This is a genomic window from Micrococcus lacusdianchii (assembly GCF_023155805.1).
Lineage (GTDB): Bacteria > Actinomycetota > Actinomycetes > Actinomycetales > Micrococcaceae > Micrococcus > Micrococcus lacusdianchii.
In genome coordinates, this window is sequence record NZ_JAKNUW010000008.1 from 1 (window position 1) to 22,654 (window position 22,654).

General features: G+C 73.6%; 20 protein-coding genes and 1 pseudogene. 8 read left to right on the forward strand and 13 right to left on the reverse strand.

Annotated features, from left to right (window positions below):
- The 3 genes and pseudogenes from MA879_RS06440 to MA879_RS06450 all read right to left on the reverse strand — a co-directional run.
- Positions 1 to 322 (reverse strand): annotated as a pseudogene (locus tag MA879_RS06440) (hypothetical protein); the annotation flags it as partial.
- A 173-nt stretch (positions 323 to 495) separates the two neighbouring features.
- On the reverse strand, positions 496 to 1,278 hold the full coding sequence (locus tag MA879_RS06445; protein ID WP_248124240.1) for an NUDIX hydrolase: 783 nt from the start codon (positions 1,276 to 1,278) through the stop codon (positions 496 to 498).
- 26 nt (positions 1,279 to 1,304) lie between these two features.
- On the reverse strand, positions 1,305 to 1,904 hold the full coding sequence (locus MA879_RS06450) for a LysE/ArgO family amino acid transporter (RefSeq protein ID WP_248124242.1): 600 nt from the start codon (positions 1,902 to 1,904) through the stop codon (positions 1,305 to 1,307).
- Positions 1,905 to 2,210: 306 nt separating this feature from the next.
- On the opposite strand from MA879_RS06450, the gene MA879_RS06455 reads away from it, so the two are divergent.
- The gene (locus MA879_RS06455; protein WP_248124243.1) at positions 2,211 to 2,603 is read left to right on the forward strand and encodes a hypothetical protein; all 393 of its coding nucleotides are present in this window, start codon (positions 2,211 to 2,213) and stop codon (positions 2,601 to 2,603) included.
- A 400-nt stretch (positions 2,604 to 3,003) separates the two neighbouring features.
- Here the strand turns inward: MA879_RS06455 and nth are convergent, their stop codons facing one another.
- Positions 3,004 to 3,825, reverse strand: a complete 822-nt coding sequence (gene nth / locus MA879_RS06460) for an endonuclease III (RefSeq protein WP_248124244.1) — start codon at positions 3,823 to 3,825, stop codon at positions 3,004 to 3,006.
- Between the two features lie 76 nt (positions 3,826 to 3,901).
- On the opposite strand from nth, the gene acs reads away from it, so the two are divergent.
- Entirely contained in the window at positions 3,902 to 5,950 is a 2,049-nt protein-coding gene (gene acs, locus MA879_RS06465; protein ID WP_418001223.1) for an acetate--CoA ligase, read from the forward strand.
- A gap of 75 nt (positions 5,951 to 6,025) precedes the next feature.
- Here the strand turns inward: acs and MA879_RS06470 are convergent, their stop codons facing one another.
- The 4 genes from MA879_RS06470 to MA879_RS06485 all read right to left on the reverse strand — a co-directional run bounded on the left by MA879_RS06470 (position 6,026) and on the right by MA879_RS06485 (position 9,033).
- On the reverse strand, positions 6,026 to 6,463 hold the full coding sequence (locus MA879_RS06470; RefSeq protein ID WP_248124248.1) for a GntR family transcriptional regulator: 438 nt from the start codon (positions 6,461 to 6,463) through the stop codon (positions 6,026 to 6,028).
- A gap of 4 nt (positions 6,464 to 6,467) precedes the next feature.
- Positions 6,468 to 6,653, reverse strand: a complete 186-nt coding sequence (locus MA879_RS06475) for a methionine/alanine import family NSS transporter small subunit (protein ID WP_248124250.1) — start codon at positions 6,651 to 6,653, stop codon at positions 6,468 to 6,470.
- A gap of 3 nt (positions 6,654 to 6,656) precedes the next feature.
- Entirely contained in the window at positions 6,657 to 8,300 is a 1,644-nt protein-coding gene (locus MA879_RS06480) for a sodium-dependent transporter (protein WP_248124252.1), read from the reverse strand.
- 166 nt (positions 8,301 to 8,466) lie between these two features.
- On the reverse strand, positions 8,467 to 9,033 hold the full coding sequence (locus MA879_RS06485; protein ID WP_248124254.1) for a CvpA family protein: 567 nt from the start codon (positions 9,031 to 9,033) through the stop codon (positions 8,467 to 8,469).
- A gap of 158 nt (positions 9,034 to 9,191) precedes the next feature.
- Here MA879_RS06485 and MA879_RS06490 point away from each other — a divergent pair, with 158 nt between their 5' ends.
- Positions 9,192 to 9,869, forward strand: coding sequence for a Crp/Fnr family transcriptional regulator (locus MA879_RS06490; protein WP_248124256.1), 678 nt, complete (start codon positions 9,192 to 9,194; stop codon positions 9,867 to 9,869).
- A 63-nt stretch (positions 9,870 to 9,932) separates the two neighbouring features.
- Here MA879_RS06490 and MA879_RS06495 read toward each other — a convergent pair whose 3' ends face one another.
- Genes MA879_RS06495 through MA879_RS06505 form a run of 3 tightly spaced genes read right to left on the reverse strand, consistent with a single transcriptional unit; the run spans position 9,933 to position 11,498 of the window.
- Complete coding sequence (locus MA879_RS06495) at positions 9,933 to 10,844, reverse strand: NUDIX hydrolase (protein WP_248124258.1); 912 nt, start codon at positions 10,842 to 10,844, stop codon at positions 9,933 to 9,935.
- Complete coding sequence (locus MA879_RS06500; protein WP_418001224.1) at positions 10,834 to 11,328, reverse strand: RidA family protein; 495 nt, start codon at positions 11,326 to 11,328, stop codon at positions 10,834 to 10,836. The genes MA879_RS06495 and MA879_RS06500 overlap by 11 nt, the downstream gene beginning before the upstream one ends.
- 2 nt (positions 11,329 to 11,330) lie before the next feature.
- Positions 11,331 to 11,498: a DUF4177 domain-containing protein gene (locus tag MA879_RS06505; RefSeq protein ID WP_248124263.1), complete on the reverse strand. Its 168-nt coding sequence runs from the start codon at positions 11,496 to 11,498 to the stop codon at positions 11,331 to 11,333.
- Between the two features lie 66 nt (positions 11,499 to 11,564).
- Here MA879_RS06505 and MA879_RS06510 point away from each other — a divergent pair, with 66 nt between their 5' ends.
- Genes MA879_RS06510 through MA879_RS06525 form a run of 4 tightly spaced genes read left to right on the forward strand, consistent with a single transcriptional unit; the run spans position 11,565 to position 18,719 of the window.
- Positions 11,565 to 13,844, forward strand: a complete 2,280-nt coding sequence (locus MA879_RS06510; RefSeq protein ID WP_248124265.1) for a transglycosylase domain-containing protein — start codon at positions 11,565 to 11,567, stop codon at positions 13,842 to 13,844.
- Entirely contained in the window at positions 13,841 to 14,785 is a 945-nt protein-coding gene (locus tag MA879_RS06515; RefSeq protein WP_248124267.1) for a metallophosphoesterase, read from the forward strand. Before MA879_RS06510 ends, MA879_RS06515 begins: the two co-directional genes overlap by 4 nt.
- 47 nt (positions 14,786 to 14,832) lie before the next feature.
- Positions 14,833 to 16,830 (forward strand): ABC transporter ATP-binding protein, encoded by a 1,998-nt coding sequence (locus tag MA879_RS06520; RefSeq protein WP_248124269.1) that lies wholly within the window; start codon positions 14,833 to 14,835, stop codon positions 16,828 to 16,830.
- Entirely contained in the window at positions 16,827 to 18,719 is a 1,893-nt protein-coding gene (locus MA879_RS06525; protein WP_248124272.1) for an ABC transporter ATP-binding protein, read from the forward strand. Before MA879_RS06520 ends, MA879_RS06525 begins: the two co-directional genes overlap by 4 nt.
- 127 nt (positions 18,720 to 18,846) lie before the next feature.
- Here MA879_RS06525 and MA879_RS06530 read toward each other — a convergent pair whose 3' ends face one another.
- Both MA879_RS06530 and purD read right to left on the reverse strand, forming a co-directional pair.
- Complete coding sequence (locus tag MA879_RS06530; protein WP_248124274.1) at positions 18,847 to 19,827, reverse strand: endonuclease domain-containing protein; 981 nt, start codon at positions 19,825 to 19,827, stop codon at positions 18,847 to 18,849.
- A gap of 239 nt (positions 19,828 to 20,066) precedes the next feature.
- The gene (purD, locus tag MA879_RS12530; protein WP_248124276.1) at positions 20,067 to 22,325 is read right to left on the reverse strand and encodes a phosphoribosylamine--glycine ligase; all 2,259 of its coding nucleotides are present in this window, start codon (positions 22,323 to 22,325) and stop codon (positions 20,067 to 20,069) included.
- A 43-nt stretch (positions 22,326 to 22,368) separates the two neighbouring features.
- On the opposite strand from purD, the gene MA879_RS06540 reads away from it, so the two are divergent.
- Positions 22,369 to 22,635 carry a hypothetical protein gene (locus tag MA879_RS06540; protein ID WP_248124278.1) on the forward strand — a complete coding sequence of 89 codons (267 nt, stop codon included), beginning with the start codon at positions 22,369 to 22,371 and terminating at the stop codon, positions 22,633 to 22,635.
- Positions 22,636 to 22,654: the final 19 nt, after the last annotated feature.

The window sequence follows — 22,654 nt, forward strand, 5'->3', positions numbered from 1 at the left end:
ATCTCACGACGCCGGCCCCCTCGGCTCCGGCGGCCGGCCCACCGGGGCCGGGCGCGGCGCGGGCGTCGGCCTCGGGCGGGGGCGCCTCGAGGGCCTCCCGCACCGCGTCCAGGACGGAGGGCTCGGCCCCGAGCGGGGCCCGGGCGAGCCGTTCGGCGGCGGCGCGCCGCACGGGCGCCATCGGGTCGGGGACGGCCTCGCCGGGCGCGGTGCCGGGAGGACCCGGCGGCCGGCGACCGCGGAGGCGCAGACCGGGCAGCCGGGGCCGTGCCCGCGGTCGGGTGACGGGCAGGGACGGGTCGGCGGGCACCCAGGCGCGCATGGTGCCTCCTCGGCGGGGTCGGGGTCGGGCCCCGCCAGTCCATCCCGCCTAGGCCGACGCCGGCGGCGCGGGCGACTCGACTGGGGACCGTCACCACCCCGGCGACGGCTGTGCAGGAGTGGTCGCCGCGCGCCGGCCGGCTCAGCGTCCCCATCGCTCCCGTGTGTGGGCGGTCAGCGACGCACCGGGAGGTGCGTGGCCGCGTCCACCACGCGGCCCGCGTCCCACGGCTCGTCCCACGCGAGCAGGTGGAGCACGCGGTCCAGCAGCGCGGCGGTGAACCCCCACACCAGGCGGTCGCCCGTCAGGAACCCGGGGGTGATCCCGCGCCGGCCGCCGGGGCGGGCCACGCGCACGCGGTGGGCGGGGTCCACGAGGTCGGCGACCGGCACCCGGAACACCGCGGCGGCCTCGCCGTGGTCCACCACGCCGACGTCCGAGGACCGCCGCCACCACCCGACCACCGGATGCACCACGTGCCCGGACACGCTCACGGGCACGGGCGGGAGGACGCCCAGCACGTTCACGCCGGCCGGGTCCAGCCCGGTCTCCTCGTGGGCCTCCCGCAGGGCCGTGACCACCACGTCCTCGTCCTCGGGGTCCACCCGGCCGCCGGGGAACGCCACCTGTCCGGCGTGCTGACGCAGGGTGGCCGCGCGCTGGGTGAGCAGCACGTCCACGTCCGGGTGCACGGCCCCGGCGCGCCGGTCGGCGGGGACGTCGTCGAGCGCGCCGACGAGGATCAGCACGGCCGAGGGCCGCGCGCGCTCGGGGACGGGCCAGTCCAGACCCCACACCGCGGCGGACTCGGCCGGGATCCGCGTCAGGCTCGCCGGGTCGGCGCGGCCGGGGACGCGGTCGGGCGCCACCCCGTGCTCCCGCACGAGGGCGCGGAGGGCGGCCTCGGCGTCGGCGAGGGCGGGGCGGGGCTCCGGGGCGGGGGCGGGCTGGCTCATGCGCCCCACCGTAGCCGCGCGGCCGGTCAGCCCAGGGCGAGCTTCGCGGCCAGCGCCACCATCACGACGCCGATCACCAGGTCCAGCACGCGCCAGGCCTTCGGATCCCCCAGGGGCCCGGAGAGCAGCCGCGCGCCGTAGCCGAGGGCGGTGAACCAGAGGACGGAGCCCAGGACGGCGCCGGCGGCGAACACCCAGCGGCCGTCGGGGCCGTGCTGGTTGGCCAGGCTGCCCAGGAACACCACGGTGTCCAGGTACACGTGGGGGTTCAGCCAGGTCAGGGCGAGCGTGGTGCCGAGCACCGACCCGGCCGAGCGCGGTGCCTGCTCCAGGGTGAGCGCGGTGGGCTGCAGCGCGGAGCGGAACGAGGTGACCGCGAACCAGAGCAGGTACAGCGCCCCACCCCAGCGGAGCACCTCCAGCAGCCAGGGGGCGGCGCCCACCACCGCGCCGACACCCGCGGTGCCGCCGAAGATCAACACCGCGTCGGAGAGCATGCACACCGCGACGACGAGCCCCACGTGCTCACGCCGCACGCCCTGGCGCAGCACGAACGCGTTCTGGGCGCCGATCGCCACGATGAGGGCGAGGCCCGTGATCAGCCCGGCCAGGGCGAGGGTCCACATGGGCCCGACGGTAGCGTGTGCCGAGCGGCCGACGTCGCCTCAAGCCCCAAGGGACCACTCAGTGCGCTTGCACCGCTGCCACTCGCAGTGACGGGCGAGTAGCTCGCGCCCCTCACCGTAAGGCGACAAGTCCCTTGAGGGATTGTGCGACGTGTCACACTCTGCTGGATGACGGCGCCAGTGAGCGTCGTAGCAAAACCTAGCGATCACGAAGAAATCCGTTGACGCCGTAGGTAACACTTACCCTCGCTATATGTATCTCATAGACTCTGTGATTGTCCATGTCATCCACAGAAACGGAACACGATGACCTCCCCCCTGACTCGCATCGCACGTTCGGGCGCCGCCATTTCCCTTGCAGGCACCCTGCTCGCAACCTCCCTTGGCACATCAGCGTGGGCTGTCGAACCCGCGCGCGTCGGCGCACCGAATGTCTCGCACACCAGCATCAGCACGTCCGCCTCCACCCCCTCCACCCCGTCCGCAGACGAGGAAGAGTTCACCTCCACGGTGATCGAGAAGGACAAGGGGTATTCCGACGTCGCTCACACCGACGCACTGCCCTGGGTGGTCGCCCGCTGCCTCATGGGGCGCGGACTGAACGGCCCGCAGATCACCCGTATCATGACGAAGGGAACCCCGGAGGCGTTCTGGGCAGCCGGCGGATGGGCCGCCCTCGCCTGCCTCCGTGGAAAGTGACCACCCATGTTCCATTCCACCTCTGCACGGCCCCGACTCGAGGCCAAACTCCGGAGCCTTGACGCTCGTATTGCCGAACATCCTTTGGGATCGACTGCCGTGAAGGATGCCCACGCCGTCATCACGGCGAACGCCGGAGCCGAAAAGGAAGCCATCGCACGCGAACTTGCAGAGCGCGGCCTTCCTTCACTCCAGGAGCTCGGATCTCTCCAGGTCCGGCATTCACTTACCTGGTGGTGGCTCAATAGGAGCAAGATTGCCGCCGAGTCGAAGCTCGCTCGGCTGCCTTGAACCCCGGCTTTCACCCTTCGGAGCCCCCGCAGGACGGGCGGTTAGCCAGCTCGCTACCCGCCCGTCCTGCGAACAGGGATCCACGTGCCGTCGCCTTACGCCTCGCCCCTCACGCCTCCAGCGACCACCCCTCGTCCCCCAGCTGCCGCCGGGTCTTCCCGGCCCGCATCGCGGCGAGCAGCTCCTCGCGGCCCGGCTTCAGCTCGTAGGAGAGGAGGGCCCGCGCCGCCTCCGGCTCGGTCTCCCCCTCCCCGTAGGACGGGCACCAGCGAGCCACCGGGCACGCCCCGCACGCGGGCCGGCGGGCGTGGCACACGCGCCGGCCGTGGAAGATCAGGTGGTGGGAGAGCATCGTCCAGTCCTTCGGCGGGAACAGGGCGGCGACGGCGTGCTCCACCTTCACGGGGTCCGTCTCCTCCGTCCACCCGAGGCGCCGGGCGAGGCGGCCGAAGTGCGTGTCCACCGTGATGCCCGGGCGGCCGAAGGCGTTGCCGAGCACCACGAAGGCCGTCTTGCGCCCCACACCGGGCAGGCTCACGAGGTCCTCGAGCCGGCCGGGGACCTCCCCGCCGAAGCGGGCCACGAGCTCCTGAGAGAGCCGCAGCACCGCCGACGCCTTGTTCTTGTAGAACCCGGTGGGCCGCACGAGCTCCTGCAGCTCCACCTCGGAGGCCGCGGCCATCGCGGCCGCGTCCGGGAAGCGGGCGAACAGGGCCGGGGTCACGGAGTTCACCCGGACGTCCGTGGTCTGCGCGGAGAGCACCGTGGCCACGAGCAGCTCGAACGGCGTCTCGAAGTCCAGCTCCGCCACGGCGTACGGGTAGGCCTCGGCCAGGACCCGGTCGATCCGCCGCGCCCGCCGGGTCAATGCCAGCGGGGTCTCCCCCGTGGGGGTCGACGCCGCCGCCGTCGTCGTGCCGTCCTCGGCCATGGGGCCGCCTCCCGTCCTCGGTGCCGCTCCATCCTAGGGAGCCGGGGGCCGTGATGAGTCACACAGTCTCGCAGAGATGCGGCTCCGGCCCCCGTGTCCCCTAGGGTGTGGCAGGACATCCGTGTGCCGCGCATCACACCTCGCGGCGCGCCCCCGCCGTCGAGATCCAGAGGAGACCCTCGTGGAGGAGACCACCCGCACGTACCCGCCGTCCGAGGAGTTCGCCGCCCAGGCCGTGGCCGGCGCCGGCCTCTACGACGAGGCCGCCGAGGACCGCCTCGCGTACTGGGCCCGCCGCGCCCGCCAGCACCTGCACTGGGAGCAGGACTTCACCGAGGTCCTGGACTGGTCGGACGCCCCGTTCGCGAAGTGGTTCCCGGACGGCACCACGAACGCCGCCTACAACGCCCTGGACCGGCACGTCGAGGCCGGGAACGGGGACCGCGTGGCCCTGCACTTCGAGGGCGAGCCCGGCGACACCCGCACGTGGACCTACGCCGAGCTGGCCGCCGAGGTCCGGCGCGCCGCCAACGCCTTCGAGTCCCTCGGCGTGACCAAGGGCGACCGGGTGGCCGTGTACCTGCCGATGATCCCGGAGGCCGTCATCACCATGCTGGCCTGCGCGCGCATCGGCGCGGTGCACTCCGTGGTCTTCGGCGGCTTCTCCGCGGACGCGCTGCGCTCCCGCGTGGACGACGCCGAGGCGACGCTCGTGGTCACCGCCGACGGCTCCTTCCGCCGCGGCAAGCCCTCCATGCTCAAGCCCGCCGTGGACCAGGCCCTGGCCGCCGAGGGCCACACCGTCCAGCACGTGCTGGTGGTCAAGCGCAACGAGGCCGACGTCGAGTGGACCGAGGGCCGCGACCTCTGGTGGCACGAGACGGTCCCCGCCCAGTCCGACGAGCACGAGCTGGTCTGGCACGAGGCCGAGCACCCGCTGTTCATCCTCTACACCTCCGGCACCACCGGGAAGCCCAAGGGCATCCTGCACACCACGGGCGGCTACCTGGTGCAGACCGCCGCCACGCACCACGACACCTTCGACCTCCATCCGGACACGGACGTGTACTGGTGCACCGCCGACGTCGGCTGGGTCACCGGCCACTCCTACGTCGCCTACGCGCCTCTGGTCAACGGCGCCACCCAGGTGATCTACGAGGGCACCCCGGACTCCCCGCACCAGGGCCGCTGGTGGGAGATCGTGCAGAAGTACGGCGTGACGATCCTCTACACAGCCCCCACCGCCATCCGCACGTTCATGAAGTGGGGTCGGCAGATCCCGGACGGCTACGACCTCTCCAGCCTGCGCGTGCTGGGCACCGTGGGCGAGGCCATCAACCCGGAGGCCTGGCGCTGGTTCCACGAGGTCATCGGCGGCTCCCGCTGCCCGATCGTGGACACCTGGTGGCAGACCGAGACCGGCGGCCACATGCTCACCCCGCTGCCCGGCGTCACCGAGCTCAAGCCCGGCTCCGCCCAGCGGCCGGTGCCCGGCGTCTCCCTCGAGGTGGTGGACGAGCTCGGCGAGCCGATGACCGGCAGCACCGCGCCCGGCTTCCTCGTGGCCCGCGAACCGTGGCCGTCGATGCTGCGCGGCATCTGGGGCAACCCGGAGCGGTTCAAGGAGACCTACTGGAACCGGTTCCCCGGCATGTACTTCGCCGGCGACGGCGCCCGGTACGACGAGGACGGGGACATCTGGCTGCTCGGCCGCGTGGACGACGTCATGAACGTCTCCGGCCACCGCCTGTCCACCACGGAGATCGAGTCCTCGCTGGTGGCGCACCCGAAGGTCGCGGAGTCGGCCGTGGTCGGCGCCGCGGACGAGACCACGGGCGAGGCCGTCGTCGCGTTCGTGCTGCTGACGGAGGAGGCCGCCGCGGCGGGCGAGGACGTCGAGGCCGTGCAGGAGGAGCTGCGCCAGCACGTGGGCAAGGACATCGGCCCGATCGCCAAGCCGAAGCGCGTGCTCGTGGTCCCGGAGCTGCCCAAGACCCGCTCCGGCAAGATCATGCGCCGCCTGCTCAAGGACGTGGCCGAGGGCCGCGACCCGGGCGACGCCACCACGCTGGCGGACCCCACGGTGATGCAGCGCATCACCGAGACGCTGGCCCCAAAGGCCTGAGCCGGCACGACGACGCCGCCCCGGTCCGCACGCAGCGTGCGGACCGGGGCGGCGTCGTCGGTGGGCGGGCCCGGCTCAGGCGCGGGCGGCCGCGTCCCGGCGGACCAGCTCCACGGCCTCCTCGGGCGTGTAGCCGAGGCGCTCGAGCAGGGTGTCCAGACAGCGGCGCCCGGCCTGGTGCGCGGCGTCGGCGCGGGCGTCCGCCGAGGCGGCCACGAACGTGCCTGCGCGGCGCCGGGTGCGGATGGTGCCGTGCGCCTCGAGCTCCTTGTAGGCCCGGGCCACGGTGCCCGGCGCCACGCCGAGCGCGCGCACGGGCGGCAGTCGGTCCCCGCGGGCGAGGGATCCGGAGGCGACGCCGGCCAGGACCGCGTCCACGATCTGCCGGTAGGGCGGGGCCGGCAGGCTCCCGTCCACCGCCACGACCGGCAGTGAGGCGGAGACCACGCCCGCGGCCCCGTCGGCGACCGAGGCCGCGGACGGGGCCGCTGAGGTCAGACTGGGGGCCCTCATCGACTCACCGGTGCCGTGCGTCGAGACGGCCATCCTCGCGCTCCCACACGACGGGGGCCAGTTCGTCCTCGATGGCGAGATCGCCCGAGGAGTCGTCCGGGTGGCGGAGCAGGTGGACGGCGGAGACCGCGAGGCCGCCCCACACCAGGAGAATGGCCAGGGACATCATGACGATCGCTGCGGTGCTCATCGGTCAGAGCTCCTTCCGGGTGGCGGCCGCGGGCACCACCGGCAGGGCGCCGGTGGGGACGGTGCCCTCGGGCACGGCGTTGTGCGGGATGAGGTCGCCGTGGATCTCGCTGTCCAGGTCCTCGGCGTAGAGGTTGGACTTGCGGGACCACGGGATGAGGGAGAGCAGGATCGCCAGGGCGACGGAGCCGAGCGCGATGCCCCAGCCGAAGACGCCGAGGAAGTCGCCCGGGTAGCCCTCATAGCCCTCCGCGATCACCTTCATGATCCAGGAGAGCCAGATGTAGGCGAGCACGATCGGCATGAGCACGCCGATCAGCAGCACGTACCCGCGGCCGACCTTGAAGGACGAGACGGCGTTGAGGTGCGCCGTGATGCGACGGGCCGAGCCCAGCGCGCCGGTGACCAGGAGCACCGAGAGGAGCGCCGCGCCCACGATGCCGAAGTTGTTGGCGAACGCGTCCATGGTGTCCAGCATCTGCAGGCCCGTGGTGGTGGAGAACAGGGTGAGGGAGACCACCCCGGACAGGCCGATCACGACGATCGTCGCCGTCCAGCGGCCCCAGCCGAGCTTGTCCTTCACGGCGGAGATGACGACCTCGAGGATCGAGATCAGCGAGGTGAAGCCGGCGACCACGAGCGAGCCGAAGAACAGCACGCCGATCAGGGCGCCGAGCGGTGCCTGCGAGATCAGGGTGGGGAAGGCGATGAACGCCAGGCCGATGCCGCTGCCCGCCACCTCGGCCACGGACACGCCGGAGGCCTGCGCCATGAAGCCCAGGGCGGAGAACACGCCGATGCCGGCCAGGATCTCGAAGCCCGAGTTGGAGAAGCCGACCACCAGGCCGGAGCCGGTGAGGTTCGTGCGGCGGTTGAGGTAGGAGGCGTAGGTGATCATGATGCCGAAGCCGACGGACAGCGAGAAGAAGATCTGACCGTAGGCGGCGATCCAGACGCCCGGGTCCGCGAGCGCGGCCCAGTTCGGCGTGAACAGGGCGTCCAGGCCCTGGGCGGCGCCCGGCAGGGTGAGGGCGATGCCGACGAGGACCAGGAACATCACGATGAGCAGCGGGATGCCGACCATCGAGGCCAGGGCCACGCCCCGGCGCACGCCGAAGCCCATGATGAGCAGCGTGATCACCCAGACGGCGAGCATGGGCCAGAAGACGCCCGAGACGAAGTCGAAGGACGGGGACGGGTCCTCGGCGACCTGCAGGTAGTCGCCCATGAGGAAGGTCTCCGGGTCGTCGCCCCACCGCTGGTCCACGGAGAACCAGGTGTACATGATCGCCCAGCCGATGATCGCGGCGTAGTAGATCCCGATGACGACGCAGATGAGCACCTGCCACCAGCCGACGGTCTCGGTCCACCGGGACAGGCGCCGGAACGCCAGCGGCGCGGAGCCGCGGAAGCGGTGGCCGATCGCGTAGTCGAAGAACAGCAGCGGGATGCCCGCGGTGAGCAGCGCGATCAGGTAGGGGATGACGAACGCGCCGCCGCCGTTCTCATAGGCGACGTAGGGGAAGCGCCAGATGTTGCCGAGGCCGACGGCGGAGCCGATGGCGGCGAGGATGAACGCCCACCGGCCGGTGAACTCCTCGCGGGTGCGCGTCGGCGCGGGCGCCGTCGCGGATGCGGACGTGGACATGGGGGATGACCTCCGGGTGGTTCCGCGACGCGGATCGGGCCGATCCTCGGCCCCGCCGCGGCAGGGCTGCGGGTGTGAGTGAGCACACGGTACTGCAGGGCCCGACGACCGGACACAGCTCTTCCCGCGTGTCCGCATCGTGGACACGCCGGGCCGGCGGAGGCGCTCAGGCCCGCACGACGTCCGTCCGGTCCGGGGGCACGGGGGCACGCAGCGGCGGCAGGCCGGAGACCACCTCGCCGACGGCGGCCTGGAGGTCGTCCGCGGCCCGGTCCACGGGCTCGGGCACGGCCCGCTCGGCGACGGCCAGCACCCGGGACCGGCCCGTCTCCGCCACCACCCCGGAGGGCAGGACGGGAGCCATCCGTGGCGCGAGGACGCCGAGGAGCACGAGGCAGACTGCGGCCGCCAGCGCGGCCCCGGCCAGGCCGTCCAGCCGGCGGACCGTCCCGCCGTCCAGCCCGCGTCGCAGGGCCGCGCCCACCCGCAGTCCCATGCCCTCGCCGAGGACCAGCAGCAGGAGGCCGGCCACCACGGTGGCCACAGGAGCCCACACGGGGTCCGGGACGAGGGCCGCCATGCGCGGCAGCACCCACGCGCAGGCCGCCAGGCCGAGGGCCGCGCCCAGCAGGGCACCGGCCACCCCACTGGCCCCCCGACGGGCGCCCGCGGCGGCGGCCGCGACCAGCGCGATCGCCAGGACGGCGTCGACCCATGTCAGGGACGCGTCCATGGCCGTCCTCCGATCTGTGCCGCTGTTCCTGTGACGCCCGGGGTGAGCGGGGCACCAGGGTATCGGCACCCCCGGGGACGATGGGGCACAATGGCTGGCAACAGTCCGGGCGTCTTCGCCGCGGAACGCCGTACGACCGTCGGAAGGGACACGCACACATGGATCTCGAGGTTCTGCGGAAGGCTCCGCTCTTCACCAACCTGGACGACGAGGTGTTCGTCATCCTCACCTCCGAGTTGACCGAGGTAGACCTCTCCCGTGGTGCCTCTGCGTTCCACGAGGGCGATCAGGGCGACCAGCTGTACGTGATCATGTCCGGCAAGATCAAGCTGGGCCGCACCGCGTCCGACGGCCGGGAGAACCTCGTGGCCGTGCTCGGCCCCGGCGAGATCTTCGGCGAGATGGCCCTGTTCAACCCGGCCCCGCGCTCGGCCACGGCCACCGCGGTCTCCGCCACCCGCCTGGCCGGCCTGCGCCACGAGAACCTGCGCCGCGCCATCGCCTCGTCCCCGGAGGTGTCCCTGCAGCTGCTGCAGGCCCTGGCCCAGCGCCTGTCCAAGACCAACGAGTCCCTCGCCGACCTCGTGTTCTCCGACGTCCCCGGCCGCGTGGCCAAGGCCCTCCTGGACCTGGCGGACCGCTTCGGCCGCCCGGCCGCCGACGGCCTCCTCGTGGCCCACGACCTCACCCAGGAGGAGCTGGCCCAGCTGGTCGGTGCCTCCCGTGAGACCGTCAACAAGGCCCTGGCGGAGTTCGTCCAGCGCGGCTGGATCCGCCTCGAGAACCGCGCCGTGGTCGTCCTGGACCTGCAGCGCCTGCGTCAGCGCTCCCGCTGACCCGGCACAGCCGAGGGGCCCGCACCGGACGGTGCGGGCCCCTCGGTGCGTCTTCGGGGACGCTCAGTCCCCCACGACCGCCTCGGCGACGGTGTGCAGGGCACCTGTGGCGACGTCGTCGCGCTCCGCCTCGGTGCGCAGGCGGACGTGGGGGACGGCGTCCCGGCCGTGGCCCAGGGACAGGAGGAAGCCGGCCGCCGTCCGGTGCCGCGCCACGTCTCTGAGCACGAGCTGGGTCAGGGGCGTGGACACCTCCGCCAGGGCGATGCGGCCCGCCTCGCCGAGCCAGCCGTCGGGGCCCGGCAGGGGCGTCGGCCCGGCCAGTGCCCGCGCGGCGGGCAGCCAGCCCTGCAGATCGGGGCCCTCCGGCCGCGGCACGTGCTCCTGCTGCGGGGGCAGGGCCGCCGTGAAGACCACGGTGTCGAAGCGGCGCGGACTGTGCGGAGCGGACTGCCAGCGCCCGAGGGCCCGCAGCAGGTCCGTGCGCAGGCCGAGGCCGCGCTCCTCCAACAGCTCGGGGAGGCCGGCGTCGCCGTGTTCGAGCGAGGATCGGCGAGCGCCCCAGGTCTCGCCCCGCGCGTCCTGCACGACCTCCATGTCCGAGGCGCCCGCCAGGAGCACGCCGCACTCCTCGAACAGCTCGCGCACGGCCGCCACCACGTGCTGACGCACCCGGCGGCGGTCCGCCAGGCCGAGGGTGCGTGCCCACTCCCCCGGGCTCGGCCCGAACCACGGGCACGGGTGCGCGTCCGCCTCGACGAGCGAGCCCCCGGGGAACCCGACCCGCCCCAGCGGGGTCCGGCCGGTCCGGTGCCGCAGCAGCACCTCGACACCGTCCTCGCCGTCCCGCACCAGCACGACGGCGGAGGCCGGCCGTGCGGGACGCACCTGCCGATGTTTCTGGGCGAGCCACTGCCGGGTCAGCTCCTCCTCATGGGAGGGGACGGGGACGCGGCCCCCCGCGTCAGCGGACACGGACGGTGATCTCCACCTCGACGGGGGCGTCCAGGGGCAGGACGGCCACGCCGACGGCGGAGCGGGCGTGGCGCCCGGCCTCGCCGAAGATCTCGGCGAGCACGTCCGAGGCTCCGTTGACCACCGCCGGCTGGGCGGTGAACGCGGGGTCCGAGGCCACGAAGCCGACCACCTTCACCACGCGGAGCACGGCGTCGAGGTCCCCCACGAGCTCGTGCACGGCGGCCACCGCGTTCACGGCGGCGGTGCGGGCCAGGTCCTGTGCCTGCTCGAGCGTGACCTCGGCGCCGACCTTGCCGGTCAGCGGCAGGACGCCCTCGACGAAGGGCAGCTGGCCCGAGGTGAGGACGAGGTCGCCGTCCCGCACCGCGGGGACGTAGGAGCCCACCGGGGCCGCCACGGCGGGGCGGGCGAAGCCCAGCTGAGCCAGGCGGGCGGCCGCCGCGCCGTCGCCCCACGAGGGGGCGGACGCGTGATCGGCCACGCTCACGCCGCCTTCGGGCGCTTGAGGTAGGCCACGGGGTTGGGGCCGTCCGGGCCGGGCACGACCGCGACGAGCTCCCACCCGTCCTCGCCCCACTGGTCGAGGATCTGCTTCGTGGCGTGGATGAGCAGGGGGATGGTGGCGTACTCCCACCGGGTCTGTGTAGTCATGGGACCAGCGTAGCGAGGCCGTCCGGAGCCCGGTCCACATCCAGGGCGGGCCGCTACACTTCCCGCATGTCCTCCCGCGCCGCACGCTCCTCCCGCGCCGCCCATCCGGCCGCCCGCTCCTCCGTCCTGGGCCGCCTGCTGACCTTCCTCGGGCTGGCCGCGCTGGCAGGGCTCCTGGTGGCGGGGCTGACGCTGCCGGCCATGGGCGCCGGGCGCGCGGTGTTCGCCTCCGGCAGGGACATGCTGGACCAGCTCCCGGACCAGCTGCCGGCGGAGCCGGTCTCGATGCCCTCGAAGATCTACTCGGCGGACGGGGAGCTGATCGCCACGTTCTACGAGGAGAACCGCAAGCCGGTCACCCTGGACCAGATCTCGGACCACATGGAGCACGCGATCGTGGCCATCGAGGACGAGCGGTTCTTCGAGCACGAGGGCGTGGACGCCAAGGGCCTGATCCGCGCGGCGGTCAACAACCTCACCTCGCCCTCGACGCAGGGCGCCTCCACCCTGACCCAGCAGTTCGTCAACAACATGCTGATCAACTCGCAGCAGGTGCGCGGCGACTCCCGCCTGACCCTCTCCGGCACCAAGGAGGCGTCGGACAAGGTCAAGGAGATCAAGCTCGCCGTCGCGGTGGAGAACCAGATGTCCAAGGAGGAGATCCTCCAGGGCTACCTGAACCTGGTGCTCTTCCAGGGCCGTGCGTACGGCGTGGAGGCCGCCTCCCAGTACGTCTTCGGCAAGCCCGCCGCGGACCTGGAGAGCTGGGAGGCCGCCACCCTGGCCGGCATGGTGCAGTCCCCCACGCGCTTCAACCCGGCCCGCAACCCGGAGGGCACGGTCAAGCGCCGCAACCTCGTGCTCAACGCCATGGAGAAGAACGGCTACCTCACCGCCGAGGAGGCCGAGGCCGCCAAGGCGCAGCCGCTCGAGGTGGTCATGCGGGGCGAGCCCACCGGCTGCCTGAACGCCGCCTTCGGCGCCTACTTCTGCGACTACGTGGAGCGTCAGATCCTGGCCGACCCCACCTTCGGCCCCGACGTCGCCGCCCGCCAGGCCCTCCTGGACCGCGGTGGCCTCACCATCACGACGACGATCGACTCCGAGCTGCAGCGGAAGGCGGAGGAGGTCACCCGCCGCGTCATCCCCAACGACGAGTCCCTCGGCGCGGGCCACTCCCTGCTGTCCCTGCGTCCGGGCACGGGCGACGTCGTCGCGATGGCGCAGAACACCGAGTACTCGATGGCCGACTCGCTCGGCAAGACCTCCCTGAACCTCAACGTGGACGGCGAATGGGGCGGTGGCGAGGGCTTCTCCGCCGGCTCCACGCTCAAGCCCTTCGTGGCCCTGACCTGGCTGCGCTACGGCAACAGCCTGATCGACTCCGTGGACGGCTCCAAGGACGTCTACCCCTCCACGTCCCGCTTCGCGGCGTCCTGCCTGCCCGGCGGCTTCACCACTGCGGGCGGCGGATCGAGGGGCTGGGAGATCAACAACGTGGCGGACGGCATGAAGAAGCGGGACCGCGTGGACGAGGGCCTCTACTGGTCCGTCAACACCCCCACCGTGGCGCTGGCCTACCAGATGGACCTCTGCGACGTCGCGAACACCATGACCCAGCTGGGCATCGTGAACGGCCGGGACGGCACCCCCCTGAACCCGGCCGAGCCGTCCTTCCTGCTCGGCAAGGACAGCGTGGCCCCCACCTCGCTGGCCGGCGCCTACGCGGCCCTGGCCGCAGACGGCCTCTACTGCGAGCCCCGGGCCATCACCGAGGTGACCGACACGGCGGGCAACCAGTACGAGGTGGACGGCCCGCAGTGCCGCCAGGTCCTGGACCCGGAGCACGTGGCCGAGCTGACGCCGGTGCTGCGGCACATCGCCACGTGGAACATCGCCTCGGACGGCACCGGCTACGAGTTCGCGGGCAAGACCGGCACGAACAACAACATGTCCTCCACCTGGTTCGTGGGGTACACCACGGAGCTGGCCACCGCCGTGTGGGCGGGCCGCTACACCAGCCAGAAGACGATGCGCGGCGAGACCATCAACGGCGAGGTCCAGGAGGACTTCTACGGCGCCACCGTGAACGGCGGCACCTGGCTCGAGTTCAACGACCTGGCCAAGCGCACGTTCGAACCCGGCCGCCTGCCCACCTACGACGGGCCGCAGTCCCTGGACCCGGGCGCCGAGGGCGACCATCCGGACGGCACGTTCTTCCGGCCGGAGGACATCGACCGCGGCGCGGACGGCCCCGCGTCCACGCTGGGACCGGACGCGGGCGAGACCCCGTTCTCCAGCGCCGAGAAGCGCGCCGAGTACGAGGCCTCCCAGGGCATCCGGTGACCGCCCACCCCCGGCCGTCCGCGCGGCGGCTCGCGCGCTCCGGCGCCCGCGCCGCCATCGGCGTGGCGGGCCTCGGTGCCCTCAGCCTCGCGTGGGGTCTGACGGAGGCCGAGGCGCGCACGGTGCGCACGCACCCCCTGCGCGTGCTGGCCCCCGGCACCCGGCCCATGCGTGTGCTGCACCTGTCCGACATCCACCTCCTCCCCCGGCACCGGCGTCGGCTGGACTGGCTGCGCGGGCTCGCTGACCTCGAGCCGGACCTCGTGGTGGACACCGGGGACAACATCTCCCATGCCGCCTCCATCCCCCTGCTGCTCGACGCCCTGGGCCCCCTCCTGGAACGACCGGGCGTGTTCGTGCCCGGCTCGAACGACTACTACACCCCCAAGCCGGCCAACCCGCTGAGGTACCTCCGGGGCCCCTCCGAGCTCGAGGCGTCGCGCTCGCGGCTGCCCACCGAGGAGCTGTTCTCCGCCTTCCGCGCCGCGGGCTGGGCGGACCTGACGGACCGGAGCGCCGACGTCGTGCTCGGCGCGGGGGAGGACGCGGTCCACGTGCGCGCCGCCGGCACGGACGACCCCCACCTGGGGCTGGACCACTGGCCTGGGTTCGGCACGGACGACGACGCCGCCCCCGCCCTCCGCCTGGGCGTCACCCATGCCCCCTACCGGCGGGTGCTGGACGCGATGACGGCCGACGGCGCGGACCTGCTGCTGGCCGGTCACACCCACGGTGGCCAGGTGTGCCTGCCGTTCGTGGGCGCCCTGGTGACCAACTGCGACCTGCCCCGCTCCCAGGCCTCGGGCGTGTCCACGTGGACGGCAGCGGGGCGGACGGTGCCGCTCGAGGTGTCCGCGGGGATCGGCACGGCTCCGTCGGCTCCCGTGCGCACCTTCTGCCGGCCCGAGGCCGTGGTGCTGGACCTGCTCCCCCGCGCCTGACCTGGGCCTGGGCGGACGTGAGGGGGCTCACCCGGTAGAGTCCCCCCGTGCCCCGTCCCTCCTCCACCGCCCTGCCCCTGCGCGCCGCCCTGCGCGGGATCGCCCCGTACCTGGACGGCGTGGGCGTCCGGTGGGCCGCAGGCCTGGTCAGCGCCATGCTCGCCGGTCTGGTGGCCCTGGCGATCCCCCAGGTGATCCAGGTGCTCGTGAACTCGGTGTTCGCGGACGTGGTGCAGGACGCCCCGCCCACGGATGCCGCCCGCGCGGAGGTCTGGTGGGCCGCCGCCCTGCTGGCCGGCCTGGGCCTGGCCGAGGCGCTCTTCGTGTACCTGCGACGCTTCTTCATCCTGCCGCCCGCCGCCGACGTGGAGAACCGGGCCAGGGTCACCCTCTACCGCCGGCTGCAGCGCATGCCCGCGGCCTTCCACGACGCGTGGCCCTCCGGTCAGCTGCTCTCCCGCGCCCAGGCCGACCTGTCCCTGCTGCGGCGGTGGATCGCGTTCGGCTCCGTGATGCTGGTGGTCAACGCCGTGACCATCCTGGTGGGCATGGCCCTGCTCTTCGGGCTGTCCTGGCAGCTCGCGCTGCTGTATCTGGCGGCCGCGGTGCCGATCATGTGGCGCTCCTTCGGGTTCCGCAACGACTTCCGCTCCGCCTCCCGCCTCTCCCAGGACCAGGCCGGAGACCTCGCCACCACCGTGGAGGAGTCCGTGCACGGCATCCGAGTCCTGAAGGCGTTCGGGCGCGGTGGGCACGCGCTCGAGGGCTTCCGCGGCCGCGCCGAGACGCTGCGGGGCACCGAGGTCCGCAAGGCGTCCGTGCTCTCCGGATTCATCGCTCTGATCGTCGCGCTGCCGGAGGCGGTGCTCGGGGTGGGCCTGGCGCTGGGCGTGTGGCTCGTGGCCCAGGGCGATCTGACGGTGGGCGCGCTGGCAGCGTACTTCGCCACGGCCGCCGTGCTCTCCGGCCCTGTGGAGTCGATCGGCCAGCTCATGGGCATGAGCCTCGCCGCCAAGACCGCCATCGACCGGCACCTGGACGTCCTCTCCTCCCCCGCCACCGTGACCTCGCCCGCCGGAGCGGACATGGACGAGGAGGAGGCGCTCGACGCCGGCCGCGCCGCCGCCGCGGCCCGCGCCGGGCGCGCGGAGGCGGCGGGGCGCCCCGCGCGCACCGCCCGGTCCCGGGCAGCCGAGACCGGCGCGCAGACCGGGGACGGGGAGCGGACCCAGGACGGGGAGCGGACCGGCGTCGCGCTGCCGCCCTCCCGCGGGACCCTCGAGTTCCGGGACGTGCGCTTCCGATTCCCGGACGCCGGCGACGGGGAGGCGGACGAGCTGCTGCGCGGCGTGGACCTCACTCTCGTCCCGGGCGAGACACTCGCCCTCGTGGGCGTCACCGGCTCGGGCAAGTCCACGCTGGTCCAGCTCGTCCCCCGGCTCTACGACGTCACGGGCGGCGCGGTACTCGTGGACGCCGTGGACGTGCGGGACTACCCGCTGCAGGAGCTGCGGCGGCGGGTGTCCATCGCGTTCGAGGACGCCACCCTGTTCTCGGACACGGTGCGCGCGAACGTCCTGCTCGGCGCCCCGGCGGACGTGCTCGCCGACGGCCTCGACTCCCCCGCCGCCCGCGCGCTGCTGGACCTCGCCCTGGACACCGCGCAGGCCGACTTCGTGGCGGACCTGCCCGACGGCGTCGACGCGGAGATCGGCGAGGAGGGGCTGAGCCTCTCCGGCGGCCAGCGCCAGCGCGTGGCCCTCGCCCGCGCGATCGCGGCCCGACCGGACATCCTCGTGCTCGACGACCCGCTCTCCGCCCTCGACGTGCGCACCGAGGAGGCCGTCACCGCGCGGCTGCGCGAGGTGCTCGCCGGGACCACCACCCTGATCGTGGCGCACCGGCCCTCCACCGTGGCCCTGGCCGACCGCGTGGCGGTCCTCGAGGACGGGCGCGTGGCCGACGTCGGCACGCACGCCGAGCTGCTGCGCCGCAGCGCCGCCTACCGCGACATCATCTCCAGCCGACCCGAGGAGCAGGCATGAGCACCGCGGACGTCACCCGCGTCACCGGCGTCGGCGCGGAGGAGGCCGACGACTACACGCCCGCTGAGCGCCGCCACGTCCGGCGCCGCTCCTGGCGGCTGCTGGCCGAGCTCGGCCGCCCGGTGCGGGGGATGCTGCTGCTGACGGCGGTGCTCGTCGTGGTGTCCAACGCGGCCCGCGCGGCGGCCCCGCTGCTCATCGCATGGGCGATCGACTGGGGCCTGCCGCAGCTGATGGCCGGCATGCGCGCCGGCGAGCCCGTGACGGGCGTGCTCACCCTGGTCGGCGGTGCGTACGTGCTCACCGCGCTGGCCTCCGGCCTCCTGCTGGGCGTCTACACGTGGCTCACCGCCAAGGCCAGCCAGGCGATGCTCCTGGACCTGCGACTGCGTGTGTTCCGGCACACCCAGCGCCTCAGCCTGGGGTTCCACGAGCGGTACACCTCGGGACGCGTGATCTCGCGTCAGACCTCGGATCTCGAGGCGCTGCGCGAACTGTTGGACCAGGGCGTGTCCGCGCTGGTCTCTGGCCTGATGTTCATGACGTTCACGGCCCTCTCCATCCTGATCCTGGACCCGCCGTCCTTCCTGGTGCTGCTGGGGGCCGCCGTGCCCGTGGCGGCGGTGGTGCACTGGTACCGCGTGCGCTCCGAGGACGTGTACCGGCGGTCGCGGGTGTCCTCGGCACGGTCGATCGTCCACTTCGTGGAGACCATGACCGGCATCCGTGCCGTACAGGCCTTCCGGCGTGAGCGCGCCAACGAGCGGCGCTACCGCGAGCTGGCCACCCGCTACCGGGACGACATGGTGGAGTCCCTGAACCTGTTCGGCGTGCTGCAGCCCACCCTGATCGCGGTGGGCAACCTGACGGTGGCCGCCCTGCTGGTGACCGGCGGTCTGCGGGTGCTGTCCGGGGACCTGGAGGTGGGCGTGCTCGTGGCCCTGCTGCTCGCGGGCCGGCGCGTGTTCCAGCCGATGGAGATGGTGGCGATGTTCTACTCCTCGCTGCAGTCCGCGACAGCCGCCCTCGAGAAGGTGTCGGGTCTGCTGGAGGAGGAGCCCGGCGTCGTCGAGGCCGCGCACCCCACGCCCCTGCCCCGCCCGGACGGGAGCGGGCCGGCGCCCGTCGGCGAGGGGGAGGCGAGCGGGCGGATCGAGTTCCGCGACGCCGTGTTCGGCTATGGTCCGGGGAAGGTCGTGCTGCCCGAGTTCGACCTCACCGTGCCCGCCGGGCAGACCGTGGCGGTGGTGGGCCAGACCGGCGCGGGCAAGTCCACGCTGGTGAAGCTGATCGCACGGTTCTACGACCTGACCTCCGGCTCGCTCACGCTGGACGGGGTGGAGCTGCGCGAGCTGTCACAGAAGGACCTGCGCCGGAACGTGGTGATGGTCACGCAGGAGGCGTTCCTGTTCTCCGGGTCCGTGGCCGAGAACATCGCGCTCGGCCGGCCGGGGGCGCGACGGGACGAGGTGGAGGCCGCGGCGCGGGCCGTGGGCGCGGATACGTTCATCCGGGAGCTCCCCGAGGGCTACGACACGGACGTGAACCAGCGCGGCGGGCGCCTGTCCGCGGGTCAGCGGCAGCTGATCAGCTTCGCGAGGGCGTTCCTGGCGGACCCGGCCGTGCTGATCCTGGACGAGGCGACGAGTTCCCTGGACCTGCCGAGCGAGCGGCTGGTGCAGGCCGGGCTTGAGCGGCTGCTCGGGGACCGCACGGCCCTGATCATCGCCCACCGGCTGAGCACGGTGGCGATCGCGGACCGCGTGCTCGTGGTGCACGGCGGACGCATCGTGGAGGACGGCTCTCCCGCCGAGCTCGTGGCCGCGGGCGGCCGGTTCGCGGCGCTGCACCGGGCGTGGGAGGACTCCCTGGTCACGGGCGGGGCCTGAGCGGGACCCCTCTCCCCCGCCCCCGCCCCCTGCGCTTTCGAACGCGGAATCGGCCCTATTCGACGTTCGACAGCGCGCATTCGCCCGATTCCGCGTCCGAAAACGGGGGGGTGCAGACCGAAGGGCCTCAGACGACGTCGGCGCGCACCTGCGCCCAGCGACGCAGCACCGTGCGGACGACGCCGCGGTAGCCGTCTCGCCGATCCAGCACCGACACGGAGAGGGAGAGTCGCCCCGCCTCCTGCCACAGCCGGTCCCGCCTGGCGTCGCGGGCCTGTTGATCGGGAGTGCGGTGGTGGCCGCCGTCGTAGTGGAGGACCACGCGAGCCTCGTCGATCGCGAGGTCCGCGTCCGTCTGCTCACCCGCGCTCGTGACCAGCCGCACCTGCAGCCGCGGCTCCGGAAGGCCGGCGTCGAGCAGCGCGAGGCGCAGCTCCGTCTCAGGCGGGGAGTCCGCCCCGACCCGCACCAGCTCGAGTGCCGCCCGCGCCGCGCGGACGCCCTTGAAGCGCCCGGCCCGCTTCAGGGCTTCGCGCAGCCGTTGCGGCGTGGTCAGTGGCGCCATGCGGACGCCGTCCACCCAGGGGTGGCGCACGAGCGCGTCCCCGGCCACCACAGCGGGCTTGATCTGGCCCGGTCGCAGGAGCGAAGACAGGTCCACCCAGGCGCGTTCCGGTGTCGTCACCCGGATCCCGTGCACCTCGGTGACATCGGCCGCCGGCACGTCCCGGGCGTGGGTGACGACGCCCGCCCGTCCGCTGCGGCCCCTGCCGTGGGGACGACTCACGTGGAGCCGCCGGTCCTCCGCGAGCCACGGTGGGAGGACCATCCCGTGCAGACGCAGCGCCGTGACGTGGCTGGCCACCCCGCGCGTCGCGGCGACGACGACCGCGGCCTCCTCGGGCGGCAGCCCGGCGACCGGCTCGCCCAGGCCGAGATCGGCCCACGTCCCGGGTACATCGGCGACGGCACGGTAGGCACCCTGGGTGACCCGGCGGACCGCCGTCGACCGCAGCCGTTCAGACCCGACACCGGCGGATCGTGCCTCCGCGCAGGTGAAGACGGATCCAGCGAGGGCGGAGGGCAGGGGCGAGGCGGCGCGGGGCATGGGCCCAGCCTGCAGGCAGGATCGGCGGGCAGCGGGCCGAGGGGCCGTGTACGGGGACGACACGCCGGGGTCGATCCCGCTGTGCAGGACCGGTCCGGCCCACCACGCCGCCACCCGCCCCTCGTTTTCGAACGTGGAATCGGGCGAATTGCCGCTTTCGAACGTGGAATAGGCCCTATTCCACGTTCGAAAGCGCTGGGGCGCGGCGCGGGCGCCGGTACAGGGGCCAGCAGCCGGCCTCAGGCCTCCGGGGCCCCGAAGGTCCGGCCCGTCAGGCGTTCGTACGCCTCGACGTACCGCGTGCGCGTCCGCTCCACGACGTCGGCCGGCAACGACGGCGGCGCCTCGCCCGAAGCCCTGTCCCACCCGGAGGCCGGGGAGGTCAGCCAGTCGCGCACGAACTGCTTGTCGAAGCTGGCCTGGGCGCGGCCGGGCTCATAGTCCTCGGCGTCCCAGAAGCGGGAGGAGTCGGGCGTCAGCACCTCGTCGCCGAGCACCAGCTCCCCCGTCCGCGGGTCCTCCCCGAACTCCACCTTGGTGTCAGCCAGGATGATCCCGGCCTCGCGCGCGATCGCCTCGGCGCGGGTGTACACGGCCAGGGTCGCCTCCCGCAGCGCACCCGCCACGTCCTCGCCCACCCGCTCGACGGTCTGCTCGTACGTGATGTTCTCGTCGTGCTCGCCGACCTCCGCCTTGGCCGAGGGGGTGAAGATCGCCGGCTCCAGCCGGGACCCGTCCACGAGCCCCTCCGGCAGCGGGATGCCTGTCACGGTCCCGTGCTCCCGGTACTCGGCCAGCCCGGAGCCGGTCAGGTAGCCGCGCGCGATGCACTCGATGGGGTGCATGGCCAGCCGCTTCACCACCATGGCGCGCCCGGCCACCGCCTCCGGCACGTCCATGGACACCACATGGTTGGCGACGGCGTCCTCGCCCTCGGCGAGCCGCTCGAACCACCACAGGCTCAGCTGGGTCAGCACGGTGCCCTTGTCCGGGATCGGCGGCTCCAGCACGTGGTCGTAGGCGCTGATCCGGTCAGAGGCCACCACCAGCAGCGTCTCCGACTCGCCGGGCGCCGCGTCGGCCGGCTCGTACAGGTCCCGCACCTTGCCGGAGTACACGTGGCGCCAGCCGGGCAGGTCGAGCGCCTCCGCGCCGGCGAACCCGGTGCTGAGAAGGCCGGCGCGCGTCGTCGCCGCGTCGCCCCCGGCGGTCCCGCCCGACCGCGCGGGCACCGTGATCTCCCCGCGCTCGGCCTTCAGCGCGATGTCCGTGCGGTGCTGGGCGCCGTCGAACCGGATGTGCTCGACCCCCGCGTAGGCCCGCGCCCGCGCCCGCGCCAGGTCCTTCCCCCGCCCGACGACGGCGAGTACGCGCCCGCCGGTCGTCACCAGGTCCCCGTCCCCGGTGCGCGCGGTGCCGGCGTGCAGCACGTCCACGCCCTCGAGGGCCAGTGCGTCCTCGACGCCGGTGATCACGTCGCCGGACGAGGACGTCGCCGGATACCCGGCCGAGGCCAGCACCACGTCCACCGCGACGTCGTCGCTCCAGGCGAGCTCACGGTCCGCGCCGAGGCGTCCGGCGGCGGCGTCGGCCAGGAGCCCGCCGAGCGGGGTCTCCAGCCGGGCGAGGACGGCCTGCGTCTCGGGATCCCCGAAGCGCACGTTGAACTCGATGACCTCGGGGCCCTTCGCGGTGACGGCCAGGCCGATGAACAGCACGCCCGTGAACGGCGTCCCACGGCGGCCCATCTCGGCGAGCACGGGCCGGGCCACGCGGTCCATGACCTCCGCCACGAAGTCCTCCGGCAGCCACTCCAGGGGCGTGTAGGCGCCCATGCCGCCGGTGTTGGGGCCGGCGTCGCCGTCGTGGATGCGCTTGAAGTCCTGCGCCGGGGTCAGCGGCACGGCGTCCGCACCGTCGCAGAGCACGAACAGGGAGATTTCGGGTCCGTCGAGGAAGTCCTCGACCACCACGGCGCCGCCGGCGGCGAAGCACGCCGTCGCGTGCGCCAGCGCCTCGGCGCGGTCCGCGGTGACCACCACGCCCTTGCCGGCGGCGAGGCCGTCGTCCTTCACCACGTGCGGGGCACCGAACTCGGCGAACGCGGCCTCCGCCTCCGCCTCCGTGCGGCACACGCGCGCGCCCGCGGTGGGCACGCCCGCGGCGGCCATGACCTCCTTGGCGAAGGACTTGGACGCCTCCAGCTGGGCGGCGGCGCGGGACGGGCCGAACACGGCGATCCCGGCGTCGCGCAGCGCGTCGGCCACGCCGGCGGCCAGCGGGGCCTCGGGACCCACCACCACGAGCTCCACGGCGAGCCGGCCGGCCAGGGCCACGACGGCGTCGGCATCCGTGGCGACCACCGGGTGGAGGGTCGCCGCGTCCGCCATGCCGGCGTTGCCGGGAGCCGCGTGCAGCTCGCTGACCTGGGGATCACGGGAGAGGGCGCGCAACAGAGCGTGTTCGCGGCCGCCGTTGCCGAGCACGAGGATCTTCACGCCCCCAGCCTACGGCGCGCCCGGACGCCCTAGGCTGGATGTCATGACCCTGCCTCCCCTGCATCACGGCCGGAACGACGACGACCCCCGCCTCCGCCCCGGTCGCGGCGGGGCGGGCGGGCCCGGGAACGGCCTGCGGACCGCCTCCACGTTCGTGGGCGTCACCTTCGCGTGCGCACTGATCGGATTCTGGACCCTGCGACTGGTCGGCATCGGCCGCGGCGATCTCTCCCTGGGGTGGGCGCTGGCGATCGTGGCGGGCGCCGGCGTCGTGGCCGCGGTGGTCACCAGGGCCGTCGGGCGGCGCTGAGCCGCCCCCGGCGCACCCC